The sequence below is a fragment of the Roseiarcus fermentans genome, assembly GCF_003315135.1.
GTDB classification, from domain to species: Bacteria; Pseudomonadota; Alphaproteobacteria; order Rhizobiales; family Beijerinckiaceae; genus Roseiarcus; species Roseiarcus fermentans.
The window spans coordinates 1-23143 of sequence record NZ_QNRK01000060.1 but is presented as its reverse complement, the minus strand read 5'-3'; the positions used below and the strand labels follow the sequence as shown (position 1 = coordinate 23143).

22 protein-coding genes and 1 pseudogene are annotated in these 23143 nt (G+C 70.1%); 8 read left to right on the top strand and 15 right to left on the bottom strand.

The genetic code is table 11. The features are described 5' to 3' along the window. Window positions 1–458 (top strand): hypothetical protein (locus tag DFR50_RS32715; protein WP_210209090.1); only part of this gene is annotated, 458 nt, incomplete at its 5' end. A 22-nt stretch (window positions 459–480) separates the two neighbouring features. On the opposite strand, the gene DFR50_RS30485 is transcribed toward DFR50_RS32715, so the two are convergent. Beyond that, the gene (locus DFR50_RS30485) at window positions 481–1077 is read right to left on the bottom strand and encodes a DUF2939 domain-containing protein (RefSeq protein WP_113894008.1); all 597 of its coding nucleotides are present in this window, start codon (window positions 1075–1077) and stop codon (window positions 481–483) included. A gap of 203 nt (window positions 1078–1280) precedes the next feature. Between DFR50_RS30485 and DFR50_RS30480 the strand changes: the two genes are divergently transcribed. Beyond that, window positions 1281–2270 carry a hypothetical protein gene (locus DFR50_RS30480; protein WP_147262982.1) on the top strand — a complete coding sequence of 330 codons (990 nt, stop codon included), beginning with the start codon at window positions 1281–1283 and terminating at the stop codon, window positions 2268–2270. Here the strand turns inward: DFR50_RS30480 and DFR50_RS30475 are convergent. The 5 genes from DFR50_RS30475 to DFR50_RS30455 form a co-directional block, all read right to left on the bottom strand. Then, window positions 2249–2809 (bottom strand): DNA-3-methyladenine glycosylase, encoded by a 561-nt coding sequence (locus tag DFR50_RS30475; protein ID WP_210209089.1) that lies wholly within the window; start codon window positions 2807–2809, stop codon window positions 2249–2251. The two genes, DFR50_RS30480 and DFR50_RS30475, sit on opposite strands and share 22 nt — an antisense overlap. After that, window positions 2806–3765, bottom strand: a complete 960-nt coding sequence (locus DFR50_RS30470) for a cation diffusion facilitator family transporter (protein WP_113894002.1) — start codon at window positions 3763–3765, stop codon at window positions 2806–2808. Before DFR50_RS30470 ends, DFR50_RS30475 begins: the two co-directional genes overlap by 4 nt. 22 nt (window positions 3766–3787) lie before the next feature. Further along, a complete protein-coding gene (locus DFR50_RS30465) occupies window positions 3788–4726 on the bottom strand; it encodes a cation diffusion facilitator family transporter (protein ID WP_113894000.1) in 939 nt (312 codons plus the stop codon). Between the two features lie 124 nt (window positions 4727–4850). Then, on the bottom strand, window positions 4851–5390 hold the full coding sequence (locus tag DFR50_RS30460; RefSeq protein WP_113893998.1) for a hypothetical protein: 540 nt from the start codon (window positions 5388–5390) through the stop codon (window positions 4851–4853). 386 nt (window positions 5391–5776) lie between these two features. Next, entirely contained in the window at window positions 5777–6994 is a 1218-nt protein-coding gene (locus DFR50_RS30455; protein ID WP_113893996.1) for a hypothetical protein, read from the bottom strand. A 119-nt stretch (window positions 6995–7113) separates the two neighbouring features. Here DFR50_RS30455 and DFR50_RS33510 point away from each other — a divergent pair. Next, window positions 7114–8001, top strand: a pseudogene (locus DFR50_RS33510) (ABC transporter permease). Here DFR50_RS33510 and DFR50_RS30445 read toward each other — a convergent pair. Next, window positions 7935–8846: an SDR family NAD(P)-dependent oxidoreductase gene (locus tag DFR50_RS30445; RefSeq protein ID WP_113893994.1), complete on the bottom strand. Its 912-nt coding sequence runs from the start codon at window positions 8844–8846 to the stop codon at window positions 7935–7937. The pseudogene DFR50_RS33510 and the gene DFR50_RS30445 sit on opposite strands and share 67 nt — an antisense overlap. Before the next feature lie 220 nt (window positions 8847–9066). On the opposite strand from DFR50_RS30445, the gene DFR50_RS30440 reads away from it, so the two are divergent. Both DFR50_RS30440 and DFR50_RS30435 read left to right on the top strand, forming a co-directional pair. Then, entirely contained in the window at window positions 9067–10545 is a 1479-nt protein-coding gene (locus DFR50_RS30440) for a pyruvate kinase (protein WP_113893992.1), read from the top strand. A gap of 74 nt (window positions 10546–10619) precedes the next feature. Next, window positions 10620–10856 carry a type II toxin-antitoxin system Phd/YefM family antitoxin gene (locus tag DFR50_RS30435; RefSeq protein WP_113893990.1) on the top strand — a complete coding sequence of 79 codons (237 nt, stop codon included), beginning with the start codon at window positions 10620–10622 and terminating at the stop codon, window positions 10854–10856. Window positions 10857–10926: 70 nt separating this feature from the next. Here the strand turns inward: DFR50_RS30435 and DFR50_RS30430 are convergent, their stop codons facing one another. From DFR50_RS30430 to DFR50_RS30405, 6 genes are all read right to left on the bottom strand, one after another. Next, entirely contained in the window at window positions 10927–12132 is a 1206-nt protein-coding gene (locus DFR50_RS30430) for an ABC transporter substrate-binding protein (protein WP_113893988.1), read from the bottom strand. Window positions 12133–12184: 52 nt separating this feature from the next. Further along, the gene (locus tag DFR50_RS30425; protein ID WP_113893986.1) at window positions 12185–13162 is read right to left on the bottom strand and encodes a branched-chain amino acid ABC transporter permease; all 978 of its coding nucleotides are present in this window, start codon (window positions 13160–13162) and stop codon (window positions 12185–12187) included. Window position 13163: 1 nt separating this feature from the next. Further along, the gene (locus DFR50_RS30420; RefSeq protein ID WP_113894017.1) at window positions 13164–14036 is read right to left on the bottom strand and encodes a branched-chain amino acid ABC transporter permease; all 873 of its coding nucleotides are present in this window, start codon (window positions 14034–14036) and stop codon (window positions 13164–13166) included. A 281-nt stretch (window positions 14037–14317) separates the two neighbouring features. Further along, the gene (locus DFR50_RS30415; RefSeq protein WP_170153453.1) at window positions 14318–15034 is read right to left on the bottom strand and encodes an ABC transporter ATP-binding protein; all 717 of its coding nucleotides are present in this window, start codon (window positions 15032–15034) and stop codon (window positions 14318–14320) included. Beyond that, window positions 15031–15846, bottom strand: coding sequence for an ABC transporter ATP-binding protein (locus DFR50_RS30410; RefSeq protein ID WP_113893984.1), 816 nt, complete (start codon window positions 15844–15846; stop codon window positions 15031–15033). Before DFR50_RS30410 ends, DFR50_RS30415 begins: the two co-directional genes overlap by 4 nt. Window positions 15847–15950: 104 nt before the next feature. Continuing rightward, window positions 15951–16718 (bottom strand): alpha/beta fold hydrolase, encoded by a 768-nt coding sequence (locus DFR50_RS30405; RefSeq protein WP_113894012.1) that lies wholly within the window; start codon window positions 16716–16718, stop codon window positions 15951–15953. 397 nt (window positions 16719–17115) lie between these two features. Between DFR50_RS30405 and DFR50_RS30400 the strand changes: the two genes are divergently transcribed. Continuing rightward, window positions 17116–17337 carry a hypothetical protein gene (locus tag DFR50_RS30400; RefSeq protein ID WP_113893982.1) on the top strand — a complete coding sequence of 74 codons (222 nt, stop codon included), beginning with the start codon at window positions 17116–17118 and terminating at the stop codon, window positions 17335–17337. A gap of 71 nt (window positions 17338–17408) precedes the next feature. Here DFR50_RS30400 and parC read toward each other — a convergent pair whose 3' ends face one another. After that, the gene (gene parC / locus DFR50_RS30395; protein ID WP_113893980.1) at window positions 17409–19661 is read right to left on the bottom strand and encodes a DNA topoisomerase IV subunit A; all 2253 of its coding nucleotides are present in this window, start codon (window positions 19659–19661) and stop codon (window positions 17409–17411) included. A 228-nt stretch (window positions 19662–19889) separates the two neighbouring features. Here parC and DFR50_RS30390 point away from each other — a divergent pair, with 228 nt between their 5' ends. After that, complete coding sequence (locus DFR50_RS30390; protein ID WP_245428242.1) at window positions 19890–21608, top strand: sulfotransferase; 1719 nt, start codon at window positions 19890–19892, stop codon at window positions 21606–21608. Window positions 21609–21668: 60 nt separating this feature from the next. On the opposite strand, the gene DFR50_RS30385 is transcribed toward DFR50_RS30390, so the two are convergent. Next, complete coding sequence (locus tag DFR50_RS30385) at window positions 21669–22262, bottom strand: PEP-CTERM sorting domain-containing protein (RefSeq protein ID WP_170153452.1); 594 nt, start codon at window positions 22260–22262, stop codon at window positions 21669–21671. Between the two features lie 420 nt (window positions 22263–22682). On the opposite strand from DFR50_RS30385, the gene DFR50_RS30380 reads away from it, so the two are divergent. Next, a complete protein-coding gene (locus DFR50_RS30380) occupies window positions 22683–23006 on the top strand; it encodes a hypothetical protein (protein WP_147262981.1) in 324 nt (107 codons plus the stop codon). Window positions 23007–23143: the final 137 nt, after the last annotated feature.

The following is a 23143-nucleotide window of genomic DNA, read 5'->3' as shown; positions in this document are numbered from 1 at the left end:
ACGAAGACGCGGAGCAGCCCCGGACGCAACTCGGACATGCGGAACAAACCCGCGTATTAGAGTTTGATCACCGACGTCCAACAGGCTTCGCCCCCACCCCTGCGCAATCATCCGAGGCCATCCTTCCTCCCAACAAGGAGCGGAGACGAGATCGCGTGTCCGACCTCTTGACGAAGGACATAAGAGCAATCCATGCCGCCGCTTGCCTCCTGCGGAAGAAATTGCTCCGTCTTCTGCTCGCAACGAAGGGCGGCGGGACGACCAGAGGGCGCGACAGCGGCCCAGCGGCCCTGGATCGCTTCGCTTCGCTCGCGATGACGGCGCTGTTGGCTACCGGCTTGGGAGTTACCTTCTTCCGCCCCGGCGCAGATTCGCCTTTCATAGAGAACAAGAAAAACGTCCTGGGCCGAGTGGCGGTGAATTGGATATATTCTGCGATAGCGGTGAACCGCTACTGAGCCTGCCGCGCTCCCGGCCCGCTCAGCCGCCGCGCCCCTCGCCCACCCGCTCGGAGATCGCGCGCGCGAGGCCGGCGCTGATCGCCTTCGGCAGGTCGAGACCGTCGAGGCGCCAGGTCGTTCCGTCGAGATGCAGATGGACGTCGTATCCGCCGTCAGGCCCGTCGAGCCGGACGACGAAGCTCAGCGGCCCCTCGAATCGCGAGTTGGCGACGGCCCGCCACGGGCCATCGCCAAACACCTCGCCGAGCGCGGGCGCCCGCCAGTCCGCGGCCGCGCCGGGAAGGCCAATGCGGCCCCTGCCGAGGAGCGCGGCGAGGGTCTCCGGCGTCAGGGCCTCGCGCAGCAGCGCCTCGGCCGCGCCGGCGCCCGCCGCGCCGACGAACCGCCGCTCGATCGCCGAGAGCTTTGCGAACTGCGGATTGTCCTCGAGGGCGGCGCGCGCGATCTGCGCGCCGAGCGACCGGATCAGCGCCGGGATGTCGACGCGCCGCGCCACCGCCGCGACGTCGCCGTGCGAGGCCGCCGACGCCAGCGCCGCCGCGCCGGAGAGGGCGTAGGCCCACCAGGCGGCGATCAGGACGACGACAGCGACGGCGGCGACGACGAGCTTTCTCATGGGTAACCTCGGGGATCGCGCAACGGATGCGCCGCTGCCGGGCGCGCGCTGAGCGCGCCCTCGGGCCCGGCCGACGCCGGCGCCGCGGAATCGACCGGGTAGCGGGATCGACCCCCCATGAACCTGCGCCCGCAATGTGGGCGGCGCATGGCCTTCCGCGAAACGCCGGAACCGAACCGACCGCGGCCGCGTATTCAGCCCGGATGCAGACCCCCGCCACCAACCGCCTTCGGGGCGGCGCCTTCGCCCTCGTCGCGGCCGCGCTGATCGCCGCGCAGCCGCCGCTGTCCTCGCCGGCCGCCCGCCAGTTCAGCCCGGCGCAGTTCGTGTTCCTGACGCAGATCGGGCTTCTGCTGTCGATACCGTTTCTGCTGGCGACGCGCGACAGCCGGGAGGACTTCGTCCGCGCGTTCGGCCGCCCCGCCAGCCCGGCCAAGTTCGCCGCGATCTTCGCGGTCGGCGCGGCGGCGCTGGCGCTCTACACCGTCAGCCTCGGCGGCGCCCATCCGGTGGTGGTGGTGGCGATCCTGTGTCTCGCGCCATTCTGGGCGGCGCTGGTGGCGCGGATCGTGACGAAGACGCCGATTCCGGCGTCGCCGGGCATGTTCTTCGCCTGTCTCGCCGTCTCCTTTCTCGGCGCGACCGCGGTGGCGTGGAGCCAGGCCGGCGACCATGCCGGCCTCGCCGCCGAGCTCCTGCGCGGATCGTGGCTGTTTGCGGTGCCGATCCCGCTGTTCGCCTCCCTGACCGGAACCCTCACCGGCAAATGGTTCTCGGACCTGAACGCCTCGGGCGTGATCGCCGCCAACGTGCTGATCGGCGCGCTCGCGCTGATCCCGGTCACGCTCGCCTGGCTGCTCGCGCGCGGCGAGCCGCTCTTGCCGCAGCTCGGGCCGACCGCCCTGATGATCGTCGGCATCATCCTCGCCGACGCGGTCGGGCGGGTGTTCTCGCAGAAGGCCCTGCAGGCGACGGACAACGACAACGGCTTCGTCACGATGTTCCAGAACCTCGAGCCGGCGATCGCCGCGCTGCTGTCGTTCGTCCTGTCGTTCTGGTTCTCCGGCCTCGGCTTCGCCGCGGACCGGGTGTTCTTCGCCGGGCTCGCCGTGAGCGCGGGCGGGTTGTTCCTGTTCTCCTGGCGCTCGCTGCGGGGCGGTCCGCCCGGCGCTCAGAACGGCCGGCTGAGGTAGGGCGAGCCCCTCAGCCCGAAGCGCCACGGGGTGTCGACGCCCTTGGTGAGCCCGATCCGACGGCCGGCGACGACCGCCCCGCCCGCTTCGGCGCGCGCCAGCGCGAATGGCGGCCGGTCGAGCGGCGCGCCGTCGTGGCCCGCGCGCGTGACCGCGAGCGCCTGGCAGACGCGACCCGGGCCGGCGCAGAGACGGCTGAGCGCGGTCGTCCCGCGGCGCGCCGCCATGACCTCGATGCCCGTCGCCGGCTCGAGCGCCCGGATCAGCACGGCCGAGCCCGGTTCGGTCCCGCAGACGAAGTTGAGGCACCAATGGAGGCCGTAGCTGCGGTAGACATAGGCGTGTCCGGCCGGCCCGAACATCGCGGCGTTCCGCGCCGTCGGTCCGCCGAAGGCGTGCGAGGCGGGATCGGCGCGGTCGTAGGCTTCCGTCTCGACGATCGGGCCGCCGACCCCGTCGACGGTGAAGCGCACGCCGATCAGGTCGCGCGCGACCTCGGGCGCGCGGCGCAGAAAGAAGGCGCCCTCGAGCGGCTTCACACCACCTCGTCGGGCGCGAGCGCGCAGGCGGCGTCCGGATCGGTCTCGATCTGCACGGTCGGGTGGCCGATCCGGAAGCGCCGGGCGAGATCGACCGCGAGGCCGTGCAGGAACGCGTCGCCCGGGTGGCCGGCCGGCATCACGAGGTGACAGGTCAGCGCCGTTTCGGTGGTGCTGATCGGCCAGATGTGCAGGTCGTGGACGGCGGACACGCCCGGACGCCCGGCGAGGAAGCTACGGACCTGCCCCGGATCGACGCCCGCCGGCGCCGCCGCCATCGACATGCCGAGCGAGTCCCGCAGCAGGCCCCAGGTTCCCCAGACGATCACCGCGTTGACGACGAGACTGGTCAGGGGATCGAGCCATAGCCAGCCGGTCAGGAGGATGACGAGGCCGGCGACGACCACCCCGGCGGAGACGAGCGCGTCGGACGCCATGTGAAGGAAGGCGCCGCGCAGGTTGATGTCGCCCTTCTGGCCCGAGGCGAACAGCCAGGCGGTGACGCCATTGACCAGGACGCCGACGGCGGCCACGATCATCACGGTCTTCTCGGCGACCGGGGCCGGGTCGGCGAAGCGCAGGACCGCCTCCCACGAGATCGCGCCGACCGTCAGGAGGAGGAAGACCGCGTTGAACAAGGCCGCGAGGATCGACGATCCGCGCAATCCGTAAGTGAAGCGGGCGGTCGGGGCGCGTTTGACGAGGATGCTGGCGATCCAGGCCGCCGCGAGCCCGAGCACGTCGCCGAGATTGTGCCCGGCGTCGGACAACAGGGCGACCGAGTTGGCGATCACGCCATAGGCCGCCTCGATCGCGACGAAGCCGACATTGAGCGTGATGCCGATGGCGAAGGCGGCGCCGAAATCGGCCGGCGCGTGCGCGTGATCATGTCCGCCGTGGTCGTGGCCGGGGGCGGCGTGGTCGTGCTCGTGGTCGTGGTCGCGGTTCTCGCTCATCGCCCGGTCCGTTGTCGTAGGCTCATGATCTCTCCGCGACCACGTCGTCGAGACGCATGTCGGCAATGCCGAAAGGCTCGACATGGGCGGTCGCTTCGACGGTGCCGGGCAGGAGAGTCTGAACGGCGAGCTCGGTCGCGTCGCCGATCGCGTGCCCGACGTCGACAGTGAGGCCGGGATCGACCTCGAGGTGGTACTCGACGAAGGTCCGATCGCCGGAGAAGCGCGTGCGCAGGTCGTGAATGTCGCGGACGCCGGCGCAAGCGCGCACCGCCTGCTTGATCTTCCGGCGCTCGTCGCCCGGCAATTCCGCGTCGAGCAGTTGCGCCAGCGCCTCGCGCGCGATGCCGTGCGCGTTCCAGAGCATGTAGCCGGAGATGGCCAGCGCGAAAACCGGGTCGGCCCGGGTCCAGCCGGTGACCTGCGTCACCGCGAGCGCCACGAGCACGGCGGCGTTGACCGCGATGTCGGTCACGTAGTGCGCCCGGTCGGCGGCGATCGCCGTCGAGCCGGTCCGGCGCACGACCCAGGTCTGGAGCGCGACCAGCGCGCAGGCGACGACGAGGCTGCCCGCGATCAGGACCACGCCGACCTCGAGCGAGTCCAGCGGAACGGGAAACACCAGCCGCTGCGCCGAATTGAAGCCGAGCACGAACGCGGCGCCGGCGAGGAAGGTCGCCTGGGTGAAGGCCGCGACCGCCTCGCCCTTGCCGTGGCCGAACCGATGCTCGCTGTCGGGCGGCTTCGACGCGTAACGGACGCCGACGAGGGTGACGAAGCTCGCGCCGGCGTCGACCAGCGAATCGACCGCCGAGGCCATCAGCGCCATCGAGCCGGTGGCGAGCCAGCCGCCGAGCTTGACCGCCGTCAGGACGAACGCGGTCGCGAGGGTGACGTTGGCCGAGAGGGCCTTGAGTCTGTGCGCCCGGTCGGCGCCTTCTGACTGGACGGGCATCGCCATGCTCGGACCCCTCGCGCAGGCCTCTCTGCTGTTGCGGATCGAGTCAGTCAAATCAGGCCGGAAGCGCGATGGCAAGCGCGCCGAACCGACCGGCGGGCGGCTCCCCGTCCGGGGGGCCGCGGGCTCACGGGCAGGCGTCCCAGAACCCCTGGGTCCGGCTTGGATCGGTGTAATACCAGCACAGGCCGGGCTGCGGCGGGGCGCCGGCCCAGGACGCCGCGACGGCCGCGGTGGCGAAGCCGATCGCCGCGCCGGCCGCGATGGCGCCGCCGGGCGCCCAGCGGTACCAGCCCGGACGGCCGACCCAGACGGCGCGCGGCGCGACAACGACCGCGCGACCGACCGGGCGTCCGACCGGCCGATATCCGGGGCGGGCGACGGGCGGACGATAGCCGGGGCGGGCGACCGGGCGATAGCCCGGCCGATGTCCGGGCGCACGATACGCGCCGGCGGGGCGGCGCACGCCGCCGGGACGATGGACCGGCCGACGCACGGCGGCCGGCCGGCCGACGCGGACGGCGCGAACCTGGGTCAGCAGCCCGTCGCTCATCTGCGCCGCGGGCAGCGCGCCGCCAACGATCTCGACCGCCTCGGCCGGCGGCGGGCCCAACGCGGCGAGCCCCAGCGCCAGCAGCGCATTGCGCGCCAATCGCGACCAGTTCATACGGCTACCCCTCTCGTTCGTCCGGCTCGGCGGCCATTCCGGCCGCGGCGCGCGTCCGGCCCCGGCCGTCGGCGCCCGGACAATCTACGACGGCGCGCGACTTTGCAAGACGGCCGAAATCCGCGGCATAACCCGTCCTCCCCGTCCGAGCCGACGGTCGGCGGCGCCGGGGCGAGGCTTCCGCTCCCGGCGCCGGCATAGCGAGCGGGCGAAGCCCGCGCGGGGTCAAGGGGCGTCTCGGGGGACAACAACGGCGCCCCGACCGGTCGCGGGCCGGCGAGATCGCCGGCCCCGGCCCCGAAAGCTGTTGCAGGGGCAACCATGACGCGTCATTTCGACCAACGCGCAATCGAAGCCGCGGAGGTCCTCTCGAAGGTCGGCGGGCGCTATTCCGTCGACGACGTCGACTCCGCGATCGAGGCCGCGCGCCGCGCGCTCCAATGGCGCCTGGAGGAAACCAAGCCCGGGGCGACGCCGGTCGCGCGCTGCTCGAAGCGGTCGACGCCGCGCCAGCCTATCCAGCCGAGGCCGGCGAAGCCGATCAGGAGCATCGCCCAGGTCGAGGCCTCGGGCGCCGCCGGCGCGTCGATCGCAGCGGCCGCCCCGGCGCTCGGAGGATAGATCGTTCCCACCGCCTGCCCGGCGTCGTTGACGCCGTTGGCGATGCTTTGGCTGCCCGACGGGGTGGAGAGGGGGAACGCCGACCCCTGGCTCCATTCGGTGGCGCGCGGGGAAATATTGCTCGATCCCACCGCCTGTCCGTGATCGTTGACGCCGTTGGCGGCGCTGGACTGGGCGCCTGGCAGGGCGCCGAGACGGATCGTCGCGCCATCGCTCCATTCGGTGGCGACCCCCGCCGTCATGTTGCTGCCGCCGCTGAACCCCACCGCCTGCCCGGCGGCGTCGACCGCGTCCGCCCAGCTGTTGACGCTCCCGCCGCCGAGTTCGAACACCGCCCCATGGCTCCATTCGGTGGCGAAGAACGTCCCGTTGGGAAAACCGCTCACGCCCACCACCTGCCCGGAGGCGTTGACAGCGTAGGCCGCGCTGTCGTCGCTGCCCGGCAAGCCGCCGAGGTCGATCGCCTGGCCGCCGCGCCATTCGGTGGCGAAACTCGTTTGCTTGTCGTCAGTGATTCCCACCACCAGGCCCGCGTCGTTGACGCCTTCAGCCTTGCTGAAGACGAGGCCCGGGACGCCGCCGAGCTTGATCGCCCTGCCGTTGCTCCATTCGGTGGCGACGGAGTCGCCGTTGACGATGCTGTCTCCCGCCGCCTCTCCGGCGTCATTGACGGCGTTGGCCTCGCTCGAACTGCTTCCCGGCAGCGCGCCGAGTCGGATCGCCCGGCCGCGGCGCCATTCGGTGGCGACATTCGAGTCGTCGGAGAAATAGCTCGACCCGACGACCAGCCCGGCGCCGTCGATGGCGGAGGCCGAGGCGCCGTCGCCGCCCGGCAGGCTTTCGAGATGGATCACCGACCCGTGGATCCATTCCACCGCCTGCGGAGATTGGGCTTGCGGAGATTGGGCTTGCGCCGCGCCGATGGCGCCGAACCCGAGCGCCGCCCCGGCGATAGCGAGCCTCGATGCGTACAGATGCAACATGGATCGCTCCCTCGAGCCAGTCCGCGTCTCACGACCGCCAGTATTGCGCCGCAAGCGTGAAAGAATTGAGGCGATGACCTTCACGTAAAGGCGGGCGACGCTGTTTTCCACCGGACACGATGTTCAGTCCGTTCTCGGTTTGCGAGACCTCCGCGGAGGCCGGCTCTTCGCGTGGGCGAAATCGACGACGACGGGGAGCGAATGGCGCGCCGGCCGGGCGGCGATCTTCGAAGCGATACGAAACCCCCTCGGCTGCATGGGCGTCGGGGGCCCTGTCCGGCTTCGTCAACGGGTTCGTCGTCGAGCGGTGGAAGATCCCGTCCCTCATCGTCACGCTCGGCATGCTCGACGTCGCGAGCGGGGCGGCGCGGGTGGCGAGCGACAACGCGACCGTCACCGGTCTGCCGCAGCCGTTCGTCGACGTCGGCAACCTCATCGTGTTCGGCGTCTTTCCCGCGATCTTCCCGATCGCGGTCGGGGCGGTCCTGATCGGCTGGTTCGTCCTGCGCTACACGGTGTTCGGCCGGTTCATCGACGCCATCGGCACGAACGAGGAGGAGGCGGCGCGTCTCTCCGGCCACGACCGCGGATCACGAGGATCGCCGCCTTCGCCATCAGCGGGCTGACCGCCGGCGTCGCCGCGATGTTCCACCTGCTGCGGCTCAACGCCGGCAGCCCGATCGCCGGGATCGGCCTACGAGCTCGACGCCATCGCCGCGGTCATCATCGGCGGAACCAGCCTGTCCGGCGGCCAGGGGTCAATCGTCGGCCCGCTCGTCGGCGCCTGCGTCATTCAGGTCCTGTCGACCGGCCCGCACTTGTTCGGGGTCGGCGACAACGTCAAGCCGATCGCAATCGGAACGGTGATCGTCCTGGCCGTCGTCCTCGGCGCCTGTCGCAACCGCTTCCTGAGGGCGATGGAGGCGCGCCGCGCCGCGGCTCACCAGTCGATCGCCTCGCCCCTCGCCTTCGCCGCCGCGGCGACGAACTTGCGGGTCTGGGAATAGGCGTCCTGGAGCGGCGCGGCCGTCGCGGGGTCGGATATCTCCGCCCAGCGCGCGGCGATCGCCTCCGGCGTGCGCTCGGCCGCGTCGAGATAGACGCCCGCCGTCTCGGCGATGTGGGTGACGGCGAACGTCCCCGCCCCGGCGCCCAGGATCACCCGCGACGGCGCCGCCTCGCTGGCCAGGAACAGGACGGCGGGCGTGACCGTCTCGGGGCCGAGAAGCTCGGCCGCCGCCGGCGGCAGCAGGCCTTCGGTCATCGCCGTCCGCGCCGTCGGCGCCAGGATGTTGACGCGGATGTCGGTCTTCATCCCTTCGAGATGCAGCACATTCATGAGGCCGATCAGGCCCGCCTTGGCCGCGCCGTAGTTCGCCTGGCCGAAATTGCCGTAGATGCCCGAGGCGGACGACGTGAGCACGATGCGGCCGTAGCCGCGTTCGCGCATGCCGCCCCACACCGCCCGCGCGCAATTGGCCGAGCCGATCAGGTGCACGCGGACGACGCGTTCGAAGTCCGCCATGGCCATCTTGGCGAAGCTCTTGTCGGCGAGGACGCCGGCGTTGCAGACCAGGATGTCGACCCGGCCCCAGTCCGTCTCGGCGCGCGCCGCCATCGCCGAGACCTGCTCGAAATCGGCGACGTCGGCCGGGTCGGCGGCGGCCGCGCCGCCAGCGGCCCGGATCTCCTCGACGACCGCGAGCGCGTTGGCGGACGGCGCGCCGTTTCGACCGAGATCGTTCACCACGACCCGCGCTCCGCGCCGGGCGAGCCCGAGCGCGTGACAGCGGCCGAGGCCCGAGCCCGCGCCGGTCACGATGGCGACCCTCCCGCTGAAGTCGGCGACCATGGCTGTCCTCGTCGTAAGCGTTTCCCGTCACGCCCATTACGGGCGGGTCGAGCGCGACGCAAGGCGCCGCATTCGACCATCGAAGGGCCCCCCCGCTGTCGCGAAACCGTTGCACGGCCGTCGCGGTGTTGCACAGACGTCATATTGGCGCGTCAAGACCCGTCATGCGTGACGAAAACCGATTCCCGTCGGAGCGCTCGCGCGCGAAGGCGAGCTCTCCATGGCGACCAGAACCGGCAAAGACCTCGACGAACTTCGCGCTCTCCTGGGCGAAGCGCAGGCGCTGCGCGAGGACATCGAGACCAAGGGCGCCGAGCTCCGGCGCGAATGGGGTCCCGCCGCGGACGGAGCGGCGTCGAGGGCGATCAACCTTTCGCACTACATCTCGTTGCGCGCCCACGATCTCAACGACCTGCAGCTCAGACTCGCCGCGCGCGGGCTTTCGTCGCTCGGGCGAAGCGAGGCCAAGGTGGCGGCGACGCTCGACGTGCTGATCGTGACGCTGCGCCGCCTGACCGGCGAATCCGACGTCCCCTACCCGAGCGCGACCGCCGTGCACGCGGGCGCCTCGGAGCTCGACGCCGAATCGGCGAAGCTGTTCGGCAAGCGCGCCAAGGGGGCGCCGCGCGTGCGGGTGATGGCGACCCTGCCGCCGGAGGCCGCCGTCAGCCCCTCGCTCGTCGACGACCTGATCGCGGCGGGCATGGATTGCGCGCGCATCAACTGCGCCCATGACGACGCCGAGGCCTGGGGGCGGATGATCGAAAACGTGCGCGACGCCGCGGCCCGGCACGAGCGCCCGTGCAAGATCCTGATGGACCTCGGCGGCCCCAAGTGCCGCATCCTGCGCGTCAAGGCGCCGCCGAAGGCGCGGCTGGCGCGCGGCGACCGGGCGACGCTGATCGACGAGCTCAGGGAAAAGACCCGCGACCCGATCGCCTTCTCGCTCAACTTCCCCGAGCTCGTCGATCAGCTCGCCGTCGGCGCCGAAGTGTTCATCGACGACGGCAAGGCGGCGGCGCGCGTGATCGCCAAGACGCCCGGCCGGGCCGAGATCGAGGTCTATGCGGCGCGCGAAAAAGGCGTGCGGCTGAAGCCCGGCAAGGGCGTCAACTTCCCCTCGACCGAGCTCGAGCTGCCGCCGCTGACTTCGAAGGATTTTCGCGACCTCGACTTCGTCGCCCGGCACGCCGACCTCGTCGGCTTCTCCTTCGTCCAGCGCACCGACGACATCGAATTGCTGCAGGACCATCTGGTCGCCCGCGCCCCCAACCGCGAGCCGCACGGGATCGTGCTCAAGATCGAGACCCCGCTCGCGGTGCGCAACCTGCCCCGCCTGATCCTGCAATCGGCCGCCCACAATCCGACCGCGGTGATGATCGCGCGCGGCGACCTCGCGGTCGAGCTCGGCTTCGCCCGGCTCACCGAGATGCAGGAAGAAATCCTGTGGCTGTGCGAGGCGGCGCACACCCCGGTGGTGTGGGCGACCCAGGTGCTCGACAATTACGTGCGCGACGGCGTGGCGAGCCGGGCCGAGATGACCGACGCCGCGACCGCGCAAGGGGCGGAATGCGTCATGCTCAACAAGGGGCCGTATCTCGCCGAAGGGGTCGCCTTCCTGCGCGACGTGCTGGCCCGCATGGACCGGCATTTCTCGAAGAAGTTCGCGCGATTCGGGTCGCTGAAGGCGTGGAGCTGAGCGGGCGCTTGACCAAAGCGCCGGGACTTGGCCAACTTGACCAGGCGCCTGCCCCCGGCCCGCGAGACGTCTCGATGCAGAAGGTCACCATGGACGCCGCCCAGACCCAGCTCTCGCAGTTGATCGAGGCTGCGCTGGCCGGCGAGGAGATCGTCATCGCGAAGGGCGACAAGCCGGTTGTCCGGCTCGTCCCGATTGCGGATGAGAAATTCAAATTCGGCGTTCTCGCGCCGGGCTCGCTGGGCGACGGCCCGGATTTCTTCGCGCCCATGGCCGACGACGAGCTCGCCGCCTGGCAGGCGCGATCCTGACCGCGGCCGCCCGCGGCCGGCGACCACCACAACAGCCTGGGAGCGGCGCGTCTCGCCGCCGGGGCGCCCCTCACCCGGCCAGCAGCTCCCCGAAAAGCCGCCAGCCCTGGCCGTCGAAGGTCGCGAGCTGCTCCTGGCGGATCGGGGTGAAGTTGTCGGCCGAGGTGTTGATGGAAATGCCCGGCAGCGTCATCGGCAGCACGAAGTCTTTGAGACTGGCCGCCTGCCTCATCACGTTCTCGCGCGTGAGGTCGCCGCCGCATTGCCTGAGCACCTGAACCATCGTCGCCGTCGCGCCGAAGCCGTAGACGGCGTTCGAGTCGATCAGGTCCTTCGGCGACATGTATTTGGCGATGAACTCGGCATAGGCCTTGAACCCCGGATCGTCCGCCCAGCGCGCGTCGGTCGGGTCCTTGCCGTACACCGCGGTGACGACGCCCTTGGCCTTGTCGACGCCCGCGGGCTTCATCACGCTCGCGATCGACTGCGACACGTCGGTCACCAGCCTCAGCGGCGTCCAGCCGACGTCATAGGCCTTGCGGATCGCCTGGGCGGCGAATTTGGGCGTGGCCGCGATGACGAACACGTCCGCGCCGGAGCCCTGGAGCGTGACGATCTGGGAATCGACCGTCGGCTCCGACGTCTCGTAGGTGGCCGCCGCGACGATCTGGCCGACGCGCTCGGGGCCGAGCCCGTCCTTCAGGCCGATCAGGTAGTCCTTCCCGAACCCGTCGTTCTGGGTGAGGATCGCCACCTTCGCGTCCGGCTTCGTCCTGGCGATGTATTTTCCGAAGATGCCGGCCTCGGTCCGGTAGTTCGGCTGCCATCCCATCGTCCACGGGAACGACTTCGGGTCGGCGAACAGGCTCGCGCCGGTGGCGCAGAAGAGCTGCGGGATCCTGTTGTCGTTGAGGTACTGCCGGACGGCGGCGCAGGGCGCGGTGCCGAGACTGTTGAACAGGAAGGCGACGCCCTCCTGCTCGACCAGCCGGCGCGTCTGCTCGACGGTTTTCGGCGGGCTGTAGCCGTCGTCGAGGCTGATGAGCGTGACCCTGCGTCCGTTGATCCCGCCCATGTCGTTGATCATCGTGAAGTAGGCCAGGTCCGCCTTGCCGATCACGCCGTAGGCGGAGGCCGGGCCGCTGTAGGGCATGGTCTGGCCGATCCGGATCTCGGTGTCGCTGACGCCGGGCGTCTCCGCCCGGGCCGCGCGCGCCCCGGCCAGCGCCGCCGCCGCGGCGGCGCCCGATCGCAGCAACGAACGTCGCGTAATCATGGTTTTTCCTCCCGTTGCCGTTCCCGCCGGCGGAGACGCCCCGCCGCCGTCGTCACGAACCGACCGTCCGGCGCATGATGGCCCGCACCGCCCCGGCGGCGCCGCCGGGCATGACCGCCATCGCCACAATGAGCAGCACGCCGTAGACCGCGCCCGGCAGCGCCTTGGCGCCCTCGCCGAAATTCCCCGACATCTGGTCGGCGAGGCTCGGCACGAATTCGATGAACAGCGCGCCGAACAGCGCGCCGCCGAGCGAGGCGAGGCCGCCGACGACGATGCCGACCAGGAACGACAGCGACAGCGCGAGCCCGAAGCTCTCGGGCGAAACGAAGCCGACCGCCAGCGCGCTCAGGGCCCCGGCGACGCCGGCGTAGAGCGCGCTGATCCCGAAGCAGATCGTCTTGGTCAGCGCCGCGTTCACGCCCATGGTCTCGGCGGCGATCGGCTGGTCGCGCAGCGCGATCAGCGCCCGCCCGATGCGGCTCGCGACGAGGTTGCGGGCCGCGACATAGAGGAGCGCGGCCGAGACCAGGCAGATGAAATAGAGCCACTGGTCGGTCGTCAGCGGCAGCGCGAAGGGCGCATGCGGCTTCACCAGCGAGACGCCGCTCGACCCGCCGGTCCAGGCGTCGAAGCCCTTCCAGGCGAGGATCTGCGGCGCGGCGACCGCGAGCGCGAAGGTCGCGAGCGCGAGATAGAGGCCGCCGAAGCGGAGCGCCGGGAAGCCGAACAGGAAGCCGGCGGCGAAACAGACGAGGCTCGCGAGCGGGACAGCCAGGAGGTAGGGCACGCCGAGCTTCGCCGTCAGGATCGCCGCGCCGTAGCCGCCGATGGCGAAGAAGGCGCCGTGGCCGAGCGAGATCTGGCCGTTGAAGCCGGTGAGCAGGTTCAGGCCGAGAAGCGCGATGGCGAGGACCAGCACCTGCGCGCCTTGATAGACGTGGTAGCCGGAGGCGAGAAACGGAAAGGCCACGGCCAGCGCGAACACAGCCAGCGTCGCGATCGCCCTCGTGAGGCGCGGTCCCGGCATCTCAGACCCTCGCCACGATGCGCCGGCCGAACAGCCCGGACGGGCGCCAGGCGAGGACGCCGACGATGATGGCGAGCGCGACGGAGAGCTTGACCTCGGAGCCGACCACATAGGCCCCCATCAGGTTCTCCAGCACGCCGACCGCAAACCCGCCGAACGCCGCGCCGAACGGATTGTCGATGCCGCCGAGCACCGCGCCGGCGAAGGCGTAGAGCAGAATGCCGGCCATCATGTTGGGATCGAGATAGACGATCGGCGCCGCCATCATGCCGGCGATCGCGCCGATCGCGGCGGCGAGCCCCCAGCCGAGCGCCAGCATCCAGCCGACGCGGACGCCGAGCAGGCGACTCGAGGTCGGGTTCTGCGCCGCGGCGCGCATGGCGAGGCCGAGCGAGGTGAAGCGGAAGAAGGCGTAGACGGCCGCGAGCACGACGAGGCTCACCAGAATGGCGCCCGACTCGTGCGCCGACAGGTAGCGCTGCCCGAACCACGGCGGACCGTCGAACGGGGTCGGGAAATCGGTGACGGAATAGCCGTAGAGCCAGCCGGCGAGCGCGTTGAAGATCAGCGCGAGGCCGATGAACACGATGACGGAAGCGAGCGCCGGCGCGTTGGCGAACGGCCTGACGACGATCCGTTCGAGCGCGATCCCGCCGAAGAAGGAGACGATCACCGTCACCGCGAAGGCGCGCCAGTAAGGCCAGCCGAGGTCGATCAGCCTCCAGGCGAAATAGGTCGAGAACATCGCCATTTCCCCTTGGGCGAAGTTCACCAGTTGCGTCGCCTGGAAGATCATGACCAGCGCCAGCGCCATGATGGCGTAGACGCCGCCGAGCGCGAGCCCGGAGGCGAGCTGATGCAGGAACGCGCTCACGGGCGGCGTCCCCACCAGAGCGCACAGATGCACGTCGAGGCGCATCGTGTCGCGATGTGATCAACCGGCGCTTGCCCCCTCCACCGTCCTTCGGACGGTCCCCCTCCCCCGTTTCGCTTCGCTTCACGGGGGAGGAATGCGGCGCCGGCGCTTCTCCTCCCCTGCCGGAGGCGGGGGAGGGGGACCATGCGAAGCATGGTGGAGGGGGCAGGCGGCTCTGCCGCCACAGGGATGCCGGGCGCCCAGAGCGATCCGCCGACGCCTCTTGCTTCGTCCATCGCTCAATACCCCAGATAGGCGCGGCGCACCGCGTCGTCGGCGCGCAAGCGCTGCGCGGCGCCGCTCAGCGCCGTCCGCCCGGTCTCGATCAGCACCGCCTCGTCGGCGAGGTCGAGCGCGAGCGCGGCGTTCTGCTCGACGATCAGCATGGCGACGCCGTCGTCGCGATTGATCGCCGCGAGGATGCGGAAGATGTCCGCGACCACCAGCGGCGCGAGGCCGAACGACGGTTCGTCGAGCATCAGCAACGCGGGTCGCATCATCAGCGCGCGGCTGATCGCCAGCATCTGCTGCTCGCCGCCCGACAGCGTGCCGGCCTGCTGCCGGCGCCGCTCGGCGAGGCGCGGGAAATAGCCGAACACCCGGTCGAGATCGCGCCGCGCCGCGCTCCGGTCTGACCGGACATGGGCCCCGAGGCGCAGGTTCTCGTCGACGGTGAGGTCGGTGAAGGTTCCGCGTCCGTCCGGCACATGGGCGACGCCGAGGCGGGCGATCGCCTCGGTCGAGAGGCCCGCGATCGGCCGGCCGCGCAGGCGAATGTCGCCGGTGCGACGGACGAGGCCGGAGAGCGCGCGCAGCGTCGTGGTCTTGCCGGCGCCGTTGGCGCCGAGGAGCGCCGTCACCCCGCCCGCGGGCACGGCGAAATCGAGGCCGAACAGCGCCTGGATCGGCCCGTAGAAGGCGTCGAGGCCCCGGACATCGAGGATCGCGCCGCTCACCGCGCGCTCCCGAGATAGGCGCGCGCCACCTCCGGGTCGGTGCGAACCGCCTCGGGCGGCCCGTCGGCGATGACGCGGCCGAACTCGAGCGCCACCACCTGGTCGGAGACGCGCATGACGAGATTCATGTGATGCTCGACCAGAAGGATGGCGACTCCGCGCCGCTCGCGGATGGCGCGGATCTCGTCGGCGAGCCCGTCGACCTCCTCGTGATTCAAGCCCGCGGCGGGTTCGTCGAGCAGCAGCAGCTTGGGCTCAATCGCGAGCGCGCGGGCGAGCTCGACGCGCTTGCGCAGCGCGAACGGCAGCTCGCCGACCGGCCGGTCCGCGACCCGTCCGAGGCGAAACTCCTCGATCAGCGCCTCCGCCCGCTCCGTCAGCCGCCGCTCCTCGCGCGCGGCGAAGGGAAGCGCGAGGGCGTTGGCGAGAAAGCCGCCGCGCGCCAGCGCATGGGCGCCGACCCGGACGTTGTCGCGCGTCGTCATGGTGGCGAACAGGGCGACGTTCTGGAACGTGCGGGCGATTCCGAGCGCGGCGATCTCGTGACGGGCGAAGCGCGCGAGCCGGCGACCGTCGAACACAATCGTCCCGGCATGCGGGTCGTAGAGGCGGGAGATGCAGTTGAACAGCGTGGTCTTGCCGGCCCCGTTCGGCCCGATCAGACCGCAGATCGCGCCGGCCTGGACCGCGAAGGACACGTCCTGCAAGGCGGTCACGCCGCCGAAGCGCAGGGTGACGCCGTCGACCGCGAGCAGCGCCGCCCGGTCGACGGCGCGCGGTTCGGTCTCGGCGCGCGCCTCGGCCAGCTCCATGACTCGTCCGTTTCCTCCGACCGGCTCGGCGGCCGCTTCCGGCCGGAAGCATCTCCGTTTCCGTTCGCCTTGTCACCTGCTTTCGGCGCGGGCGGCGACGCCGCTCAAGGGCGCCTTTCGAGGAAGGCGAGCACGCCCGCCTTGTAGGTCCGGTCGCCGACGGCGATGTTGTGGTCGCGCCCGGGAATGTCGAGCGCCTCGGCGTTCGGCATCATCGCGGCGAGCTTGTGGCCGTCGCCGGCGACCTCGTCGCGGGTGCCGACCGCGACCAGCGTCGGCGTCTGAATCGTCTCCATGCCCTTCTCGGTCACCGTCTGGCGCGAGCCGCGGATGCAGGCGGCGAGCGCCTTGAGATCGGACTTGGTCTGCTCGGCGAAGGCGCGGAACATGCGCTGCATCGGGTCCATGAGGTCGTGCAGGGCCGGCGCCTCCATCGCATCGGCGATGCCGATCGGCAGGCCGACCCCGTGGACGAGGCGGTCGCCGAGGCCCCCCAGCACCAGCGAGCGGACGAGGGTCGGACGCCCGAGCGCCAGGAAGGCGGCGATGCGCGCGCCCATCGAGTAACCCATCACGTCGGCGCGGGAAACGTGCAGATGGGCGAGCAGGTTGGCCGCGTCGCGGGCCATCAGGTCCGAGCGGTAGTCGTGCGCCGCATAGAGCTTCTGGCTCGCCCCGTGGCCGCGGTTGTCGAGCGCGATCACCCGCCGCCCGGCCTTGGTCAGGGTCTCGACCCAGCGGGTGTTGACCCAGTTGATGCGATGGTTGGAGGCGAAGCCGTGGATCAGCAGGATCGGCTCGCCGCGGTCGGTCCCCTCGGCGGGAACGTCGATATAGGCGAGGTGGACGCCGTCGGATGAAAAGGTCTTCAGCATGGCCGCCGGTATGGCCGGTTTTTCGCGGCGTTTCCAGTCGGGGGCGCAGGGCCGATCGCGGCGAGGCCGGGGCTTCCCGCCGTCCTCGCGAGGAGCCCGAAGGGCGACGCGGCGATCCAAGAGCCGCCTGCGCCGGAATTTGGGACAGAGCAAACTGTCACCGCCCCGCCCCACCCCACCCGCCGAAACCGGGGACGTATTCTATGGCGACGAACATATCAGCAACCTCGTCGAATGAAATCCCCCGCGCCGTTCAGGCGCCGGCGGCGGAGGCGACGTTATAAAGGATGGGAAGGGGGCGCCGTTAACAAGCCATTTTCGTCGCAACTATGTCTCGTTCGAGGCCTCCGAGCTTGAAGACCCATCGGAGTTACGGCCCTGCGTCGCGAGGAATTTGCGCGCCGTCGCCGACAGTGGCTACGCCGAACTGATACGAACCAAGACCATCGAAGCGACGCTTTGGCTTGCAGTCTTTTCTCCGGACTTCGCGTACGAGGGCGCAGTTGATAGAGACCACATCACGCTGGCCTCGGATCTCGGCGTGCGTCTGTTCGTTGAAGATTACGCGCGTCTCGACGATGACGGCGCTCCACGAAAGTTGTGGCTCAATGGTTGAAGGACAACAATTGACGGCGGTAACGATCCGTGAGGCGTCGGCTGACGGTTCACCGGCGTCATCGAGGCGCCCTACCCCTCGAACTTATTGCTCTTGGGAAACCCCTTCGGCGGCAGCCTTCCCGCTTCCGCCCGGTTGCCGATCCATTCCTGCAGCTCCGGCATGGCGACGGTAAACGTGCGGCCGGCGGAGTCGCGCCAGGTCAGGCCGTCGGCGATGGCGAACACTTTTGCGTCGGAAATGTCGCCGTCCTTGTAGCGTTGCAGCCGCGTGCCCTTGCCGCGCGCCATCTCGGAAAGCTGTGCGATCGGGAACACGAGCAGTTTTCGGTTCTGCCCGATCACGGCGACATGGTCGCCGGCGGCCGGGACGATCAGCGCCGCCTTCGCCGCGCCCGAGACGTTGAGCACGGCGCGGCCCTTGCGCGTCGACGAAAGAAGCTCGTCCTCGGCGACGAGGAAGCCGTTGGCGTCGGAGGCGACGATCAGCCGCTTCGTCCCCGGGGCGTGCGGCCAGACGGCGACGATGGCCGCACTCTCGTCGAGGTCGGCCATCAGCCGGATCGGCTCGCCCTGCCCGCGCCCGCCCGGCAGTTTCGACGCGTCGAGCGTGAACACCTTGCCGTCGCTGGTCAGCGCCAGAATCTTGGAGGTCGTCTCGGCGAAGAACGAGATTCCGAGGCCGTCGTCGCCCTTGAACGCCAGCGACGACAGGTCCGCGACCTGGCCTTTGAGCGCCCGGATCCAGCCCTTTTCCGACACCACCACCGTCAGCGGCTCGCGCTCGACCAGCGCTTCGGCGAGGTCCGCCACCACCACCTCGGGCGCCGCGGCGAACGAGGTGCGCCGCCTGCCGAGCTTCGTCTCCGGCCCGAATGTCTTCTTCAGGTCGCGGATCTGGACCGCGATCATCTGCCATTGCTTGCGGTCGCTTTCGAGCAAGGACTCGATCGACGCCTTCTCCGCCGTCAGCTCGGTCTGCTCCTTGCGCAGCTGCATCTCCTCGAGCCGGCGCAAGGATCGCAGGCGGGTGTCGAGGACGTAGACGGCCTGGGTGTCGGTCAGGCCGAAGCGGGCCTTCAAGGCCTCCTTCGGGTCGTCCTCCTCGCGCACGATGCGGATCACCTCGTCGAGGTTGAGGAAGACGACGATCATGCCGGCGAGCAGTTCGAGCCGCCGGTCGATCGCCGCGAGCCTGTGGCGCGAGCGGCGAACGAGCACGGCCCGGCGATGGTCGAGCCATTGCTGCAGCGCTTCGCCGAGCGACACCACCCGCGGCGTCACGCCGTCGACCAGCACGTTCATGTTGACCGAGATGCGCGTCTCGAGCTCGGTCAGCCGGAACAGCGATTCCATCAGCGTCGCCGGCTCGACCGTGCGGCTCCTCGGCTCGAGCACGATCCGCACGTCCTCGGTCGACTCGTCGCGCACGTCGGCGAGATGGGGCAGCTTCTTGTCGTTGAGCAGGTTGGCGATCTGCTCGATCAGCCGCGATTTCTGCACGCCGTAGGGGATTTCCGTGACCACGGCCGCCCAGCCGCCGCGGCCGAGGTCCTCCTTCTCCCAGCGGGCGCGCAGGCGAAAGCCGCCGCGCCCGGTGCGGTAGGTCTCGACGATGGAGGCGTGATCGTCGGTGACGATGCCGCCGGTGGGAAAGTCCGGCCCGCGCACGAACTGGGTCAGCGCCTCGGCGTCGGCGCCGGGATGGCCGATCAGATAGAGCGCCGCGTCGCAGAGTTCGGCGATGTTGTGCGGCGGAACGGACGTCGCCATGCCGACCGCGATCCCCTGCGCGCCGTTGGCGAGCAGGTTCGGGACGGCCGAGGGCATCACGATCGGCTCTTTCGTGTCGCCCGAATAATTGTCACGCCAGTCGACCGAATCCTCGTCGACGCCCTCCATCAGGAGGCGCGCGACGTCGGTCATGCGCGCTTCGGTGTAGCGGTAGGCGGCGGCGTTGTCGCCGTCGATGTTGCCGAAATTGCCCTGCCCCTCGACCAGCGGATAGCGCGAGGAAAAGTCCTGGGCGAGCCGCACCAGCGCCTCGTAGATCGCCTGGTCGCCGTGCGGATGGAACGAGCCCATCACGTCGCCGACGATCTTTGCGCATTTCTTGAACGCCGTGCCGGGGTCGAGCCGCAGAATGTGCATGCCGTAGAGGATGCGGCGATGCACCGGCTTCAGGCCGTCGCGGGCGTCGGGCAGCGCCCGCCCCATGATGGTCGAGAGCGCATAGGCGAGGTAGCGCTCCTCCAGCGCGTCGCGCAGATTGACGTCGATCGGCGCCGAGGGCGGCGGCGGGGGAGGCGGGGCGGCTCTGGCCATGGCGCCGGGTTAGCGCGGCCCCCGAGTCGCGGCAAGCGGCGCGCGGCGCGGGAAAGGCCCGCGCAGCCCGGGACCGGGACGGCCTGCCGTCGGCCTGACATCGCGTCCGGCCCGTCACGCCGCCCGACGCGCCCTTCGGCGGCGTGGCGGGTGGCGCTGTTTACGTCGTTTACGCGTCCGCGCCTGTGGCTTATGGATCGCCCGAGCCGCGTGGGACCTCGACCGAACATGACCGTGGGCAATCCCGTTCCGAACGCGCCGGCGACGGTCGGCCGCAACAATCCGTGCCCTTGCGGCAGCGGCAAGAAGTTCAAGCATTGCTGTGAGCGAAAGGCGCAGGGCGCTGCCTCACCGAGCCCGGGTCACGCGCTCGGCCCCGGGGTCGGGGCAAGGGTCGACGCCCTTCTCGCGCGGGCCAAGGCGCTGTGGGACGCCGACCGGCGCGACGAGGCGATTCCGGTTTTCGCGCAGATCGTGCGCCTCGCCCCCGGCAGCGCCAACGCGCACCACGACCTGGGCATGTGCCTGCTGCTGTGCGGGCATCTCATTCGCGCCACCGACAGCCTGAAGCGGGCGGTCGAGCTCCAGCCCGGATTCACCCGCGCCCGCGTCAATCTGGCCAAGGCGCTCGCGCAGTCCGGGAACGGGAAAGAGGCCGCGGCCATCCATCGGGACTTGAGCGCGAGCGCGGCCGCCCCGAGCGATCGCGCCCGCCACGCCGTGCTGGCGCTCGCCGTCGAGGGCGAGGTCGACGAAGCCGCGGCGCTCCTGCGCAGCGCGCCCGCGGCTCTGCAGGAGGACGTGGAGCTGCGCGCGCTGATCGCGGAGCGCCTCGCCTTGAGCGGACGGTTCGACGAAGCCAGGCGGGAGCTCGGGCGATGTCTCGACTCGGCCCCGAACACATTCGGGCAGTTCGCCACCGTCACCCGCATGACCGAGGCCGACCGCCCGCTGATCGAGCGCATGCTGGCCGTCGTCGAACGGCCCGGCCTCACCATCGACAATCGCATCGTCATCCGATTCGGTCTCGGCAAGGCCTTCGACGACCTCGGCGACGCCGCCGAGGCGATGCGTCACTACGACATCGCCAACGGGTTGCGGGCGCGGCGGACGCGCCTCACGCCCGAGGCCCGCGCGGCGATGACCCGCTGGTTCGACAAGGTCGTCGCGACCTTCTCCGCGGCGACGATGGCGGAAGCGGCGAAAGCCGCCGAGCGGCCCGAGCGGCCGGGGGACGACCTGCCCGTGCTGATCGTCGGGATGCCGAGGTCGGGCACGACGCTGGTCGAGCAGATTCTGGCGGCTCATCCGGCGATCAGCGCAGGCGGCGAGCTGCCGTTCTGGGGAACCCGGCGACGCGAGATGGGCATCGAGTTCGGAGACTTGCCGTCGCCCGCGGCGCTGGCGAAGGCCGGCGACGACTACCGGGCGCTGCTGCGCCGGATCGATGCGAAGGCGCTCCGCGTGACCGACAAGGAACCGCGCAATTTCGACCGACTGGAGCTGATCCGGCTGGCCTGCCCGCAGGCGCGCATCATCCACTGCCGCCGCCATCCGATCGACACCTGCCTGTCGATCTACTTCGCGAATTTCCCCGCCCAGAACGGTTACGCCTTCGACCGCGGCGACATCGCCTTCGTCTATCGCGAATACGAACGGCTGATGGCGCACTGGCGCGAGGTCCTGCCGGCGGACCGGTTCACGGAAGTCCAGTACGAAACGCTGGTCGCCGACCGGGAGCGAGAGACGCGAAGACTGATCGGCTTTCTCGGGCTCGACTGGGACGACGCCTGCCTCCGCCACGAAGGGAACCGAGGCGTGGTGCGGACATCGAGCCTGTGGCAGGCGCGCCAGCCGATCTACACGACCTCGGTCGAACGCTGGCGACGCTACGAGCCGTGGCTGGGCGAGCTGAAGGCGCTGGCGCCCGCCGGCCCGGAGTCCTGACGTCCGCGCCGAAAGAAAAGCCGCCCGCAGGCGGCCTTTCTCGCCTGGATCCGACCGGATTTACCCCGCCGGAACCGCCGCCGCCCGGCGGGCGCGGAAGCCGGCAAAGCCGAGGCCGGCGAAGCCGAGCGCCATCATCGCCCAGGTCGCAGGCTCCGGCGCGGCCGCCGCGCCGGTGAACGCGGCGCTGAACCCGGAATTCGAACCGCCGGCGGTGTCGTCGCTGAAATCCACATAAGTATAGTATTTATCTCCGCTCGCCAGCGAAGCGCCTGCCGGCGCGCTCCACGTCACTTGCGCCCCCGAAACGGAGACGTCCCAGACGATGTTGGACGTCGCGTCCCAGAAATAAGGCGCGTAATTTCCGGTCGCGATAATCGAGCTGGCCGCATTGCCGGTAAAGGTGATTTCGAAACCGGTCGCATTCGGCGTTCCGGCATAGCCGTAACTTTGGTAAGTGTCTGACCAATACGTGGAAGATCGGTTGGCGGTGAACTCCCAATAGTTCCCATAAGGGTCCATGCCGTAGCCCGCCGCTCCCGTCGCGCTGGAGAAGGTCGAGCCCGGAATCGTATCGGCGCTGGCCGAAGCCGCGCCCAGCACGAGCGCCAACGCCGTCGCCGTCGCGCCCGCCAGGACGTGTTTCATAGTCATCAAAACCCCCATTGTCAGCCTGAGTCTATAGACGCGCGGCGCCGGTCAATGAAGTCTTACGTTACGTCAGCACTTCTCAGCACGACTCCGCGCGCTGAGCGTATACCAAACGTTGAATTGCATGGCCACCCCCGGCCTTAGCCAGATCAAAAGATTGCCCGGCCGGAACACTTGTTCTTTCGCGCTTTCGACTCCGGCGCGACTCGCTCCATGGAACGGTATACATAGATTCTCGCGCGTTGGTCTGCAGCGACCGCGGCGTCGCCTGTCTCGAACAAGGACGGATGGAGATCGCCCGCGCCGGGACAAGGCGCGACGCCGTTCCACGGTTTCGCCCCGATGACGCATTACCAAGTCGAAAAGGCGTTCTCGAAGGGCAAGCGGGAACGACCGTTTCATGCGGGATGAACCGGAGCGGACATGAGACTTGCCCTGTTGTCGCTTGCGCTTGTTGGCGGCCTCGCCGGCCGCCCCGCCTCGGCCCACGACGTCTGGGCGAACGGCGACGTCGTGCCGGGCTGGGTGAAATCGGCGTGCTGCGGGCCCGACGACGCCCATCACCTTCGCCCCGACCAGGTCCATCGCGTGTCCGACGACTATTACACCGTCGACGGCTATCGCTACCGCATCCCGGCGCGCGAGGCGCTGCCGAGCCAGGACGGCGACTACTGGATCTTCTACCGCGACGAAGGCGCGGGCGTGCAGTCGACGGTCTATTGTTTCTTCGTGCCGATGGGCTTCTGAGCCTTCGCCTGGCCGCTCGACGGACGCCTCGCGTCCGCTTAACCCGCATTTCTCATAGTGCGCCACCTACCTCGCCATTCTGACGGTCGCATCGGCGCGGAGTTTGTCATGGACGAGCGCGTCCGATGCGCCGTCTG